Origin of the sequence: Saccharopolyspora sp. 7B, from assembly GCF_020177435.1 — a bacterium.
Taxonomy (GTDB): Bacteria; Actinomycetota; Actinomycetes; order Mycobacteriales; family Pseudonocardiaceae; genus Saccharopolyspora_C; species Saccharopolyspora_C gregorii.
In genome coordinates, this window is sequence record NZ_JAIUKC010000002.1 from 189,765 (window position 1) to 192,714 (window position 2,950).

Annotated in this window: 4 protein-coding genes (1 of these 4 running past the window's edge); all 4 read right to left on the reverse strand. The window is 75.5% G+C overall.

The genetic code is table 11. The annotated features are described in order from the left end of the window. Window positions 1-85: 85 nt before the first annotated feature. Tightly spaced (at most 47 nt apart), the 4 genes in view from LCD33_RS00820 to LCD33_RS00835 form a layout consistent with a single transcriptional unit that may run on beyond the window. Window positions 86-1,303, reverse strand: coding sequence for a cytochrome P450 (locus LCD33_RS00820; protein ID WP_224977402.1), 1,218 nt, complete (start codon window positions 1,301-1,303; stop codon window positions 86-88). 47 nt (window positions 1,304-1,350) lie between these two features. Further along, window positions 1,351-2,520: an FAD-dependent oxidoreductase gene (locus tag LCD33_RS00825; RefSeq protein WP_224961213.1), complete on the reverse strand. Its 1,170-nt coding sequence runs from the start codon at window positions 2,518-2,520 to the stop codon at window positions 1,351-1,353. Beyond that, window positions 2,517-2,717 carry a ferredoxin gene (locus tag LCD33_RS00830; protein WP_224961215.1) on the reverse strand — a complete coding sequence of 67 codons (201 nt, stop codon included), beginning with the start codon at window positions 2,715-2,717 and terminating at the stop codon, window positions 2,517-2,519. Before LCD33_RS00830 ends, LCD33_RS00825 begins: the two co-directional genes overlap by 4 nt. Further along, on the reverse strand, window positions 2,714-2,950 hold the 3' portion of the coding sequence (locus LCD33_RS00835; protein WP_224977403.1) for a TetR/AcrR family transcriptional regulator. Its footprint extends 600 nt past the window's final position; the window shows 237 of its 837 coding nt (coding positions 601-837); the start codon falls outside the window, past its right edge; its stop codon occupies window positions 2,714-2,716. Before LCD33_RS00835 ends, LCD33_RS00830 begins: the two co-directional genes overlap by 4 nt.

Below are 2,950 nucleotides of genomic sequence, written 5' to 3' on the forward strand. Positions count from 1 at the left end.
GCCGGGCGGGGGGGGGGGGGGGGGGGGGGGGGGGGGGGGGGGGGCGCGGACCCCCGGGGGGGGGGGGGGGCGCGGGGCCGGCGGGTCACCTGGTCCCCGCCCGCGACTCCACGCCGTGGACGAGCTTGTCGAACTTGAACGCGATCTCCGCCGGGTCCACGGCGAGCGCCAGCGTCGGCACCCGCCGGTACAGCGTGCCGAACACGACCTGCAGCTCCACCCGCGCCAGCTGCTGGCCGACGCACTGGTGCACGCCGAACCCGAACGCGTTGTGCTGCCGCGCGTCGCGGTGCAGGTCCAGCCGTTCCGGTTCCGCGAACGCCGCGGAGTCCCAGTTGCCCAGCGGCAGCGCCAGCACGATGCCCTCGCCCGCGCGGATCGTCTCGCCCTCGACCTCGATGTCCTCCAGCGCGACGCGGCGCAGCCCGTGGTGGGCCACCGACAGGTAGCGCAGCAGCTCCTCGACCGCTCCCGCCACGACCTTCGGGTCCTCGGCGTCGCGGAGCACGGCCAGCTGCGCCGGGTCCTGGAGCAGCTTCGCGGTGCCGATCCCGATCATGTTCGCGCTGGTCTCGTGCCCGGCGATGAGCAGCACCATGCCCAGCTGCGCGGCCTCGGCGACCGTGACGTCGCCGGCGGTGACGCGCTGCGCGAGGTCGGACACCCAGCCCGTGCCCGGTTCCTCGACGCGAGCGGTGATCAGGTCGGCCAGGTAGTCCTGCAGCGCGCCACTGGCGGCCGCGCTCTGCTCCGGGGTGGCGTCCCGGTCGATGGCGAGCACGCTGTGCCGCTGGAAGAACTCGTGGTCGGCGTAGGGCACGCCGAGCAGTTCGCTGATCATCAGCGACGGCAGCGGCAGCGCCAGCGCGGAGACCAGGTCGGCGGGCTTCGGCCCGGCGAGCATCGCGTCGATCAGCTCGTCGGTGGTGCGCTGGATGAACGGCCGCAGCGCGGAGACCCGCTTGGCGGTGAACGGGAACGTCATCATCCGCCGGAACCGGCTGTGCTCGGCGGCATCGGTGTTGAAGATGCTCGGCGCTCGGTCGGCGGAGTGCGCCTGCGAGGCGGCGCTGATGTGCGGGAAGTCCGGTCGCTTCTCGTCGGTGCTCACCCGCGGATCGGACAGCAGGGCGCGCTGCGCGGCGTGCCCGGTGATCACCCACGGGGTGCTGCCGTTCCACAGCCGCATCCGCGTCAGCGGCCGGTGCGCGGCGGCCTCGCGCAGCGCGGGCGGGGGAGCGAACGGGCAGGAGCGGGAGCGCGCGGACGGGAACTCCGCCGCCGCGGCGGGATGTTCGGGCATGGTGGCCTTCCGGTGGGAGCGGTTCACGGGAACGTCCGAAGTGGACTTCAGCGGGCGGGAGCAGCCGCGGCGGCGTCGACGATCTCCTGGCGGCGCAGGCGGGTCTGCTTGGGCATGTTCCAGCCGAGCACCCCGGTCGTGCGGCCGTCCTCGCGGTAGCGCACCACGAACCGCCCGTCGGCGAGGTCGCCGTCGACCACCTCGGCGTCCGCGGCGGGCCGCACCGTTCCGTGCACCTGGATCTTCACGTCGTACTGGTCGGTCCAGAAGAACGGGATCGGCGAGTACGCGCGGTCGGCGCCGAGGACGTTCGCGGCCACCACCCCCGCCTGCTCGGTCGCGTGCGTGCGGTTCTCCAAGCGCAGCAACGAGTTCGTCCGCTCGTCGAACCACCGGCACACGTCCCCGACCGCGTAGATCCCGGGGGCGGCGCGGCACCGCGAGTCGCACACCACCCCGTCGTCGAGCCGCAGCCCGCTGCCCGCGAGCCATCCGGTGTTCGGCACCGCGCCGACGGCGACGACCACCACGTCGGCGGGCAGCTCGTCGCCCGAGTCCAGCCGCACCCCGGTCACCCGGTCGTGCCCGGTGAACCCGGTGACGCCGTGGCCGAGGCGGAGCTCGACGCCGCGCTCCGCGTGCAGCGCGGCGAGCCTGCCGCCGACCAGCGGCCCGAGCTGCCCGGCCATCGGGGTCGGCAGCGGCCCGGTGAGGGTGACGTGCAGGCCCGCCGCCCGCGCGGTGGCGGCGATCTCCGAGCCGAGCACGCCCTCGCCGACCACGACCAGCCGGGCGCCGGGGTGCAGTTCCGCCCGCAGCGCCAGCGAGTCCTCGACGGTGCGCAGCACGTGCACGCCGGTCAGGCCCTCGTGCCCGGGCAGGGTGCGCGGCCGCACCCCGGTGGCCAGCACGATCCTCTCGGCGCCGAGTTCTCGTCCCGACGCGGTGCGCGCGGTGCGGTTCGCCGCGTCCAGGGACACCGCCGCGTCACCGAGGACGAACTCGGCGTCCAGCCCGGCGAGCACCTCGTCGGTGCGCAGCCGGACGCGGTCGGGCTCCCACTCCCCGGCGAGCACCTTCTTCGACAGCGGCGGCCGGTCGTAGGGCGGGTGCGGCTCGTCGCCGAGCACCGCCACCGGCCCGTCGTGCCCGGCCCGCCGCAGGGCCTCCACCGTGGACAGGCCGGCGGCGGAGGCGCCGACCACCAGCACGCTCACGACTCCTCGCTGAGCGCGATCGCGGCCGCGGGGCACATGTTCGCCGCTTCCCGCACGCCGTCGTGCAGCCCCGCCGGGGGAGCGGCGTCCAGCAGGACCACCACGCCGTCCTCGTCGCGCTGGTCGAAGACCTCGGGCGCCACCATCACGCACGTGCCCGCGCCGCAGCACTTCTCCTCGTCGATCGTCACCTTCACGATGTGCTTCCCCGTTCCCTCGGAGTGATCTCGGAAGTGGTGGGCGCGAGCCAGAGACCGGTGATCGCGTCCACCAGGCCGGTTCCGGCCTGTTCCCACGTCTCGCGCGGGGTGGTGGTGCCGTCGGGGCGCGCCCGGTGGCGCGCGGCGCCCCCCGGGCCCCCCCCATTGCCGGGCCAGTGGCCGGGGTGCGACCCCCCCGGCGCCCGCCCGTTCCGGCCGGGCCCGGGGGG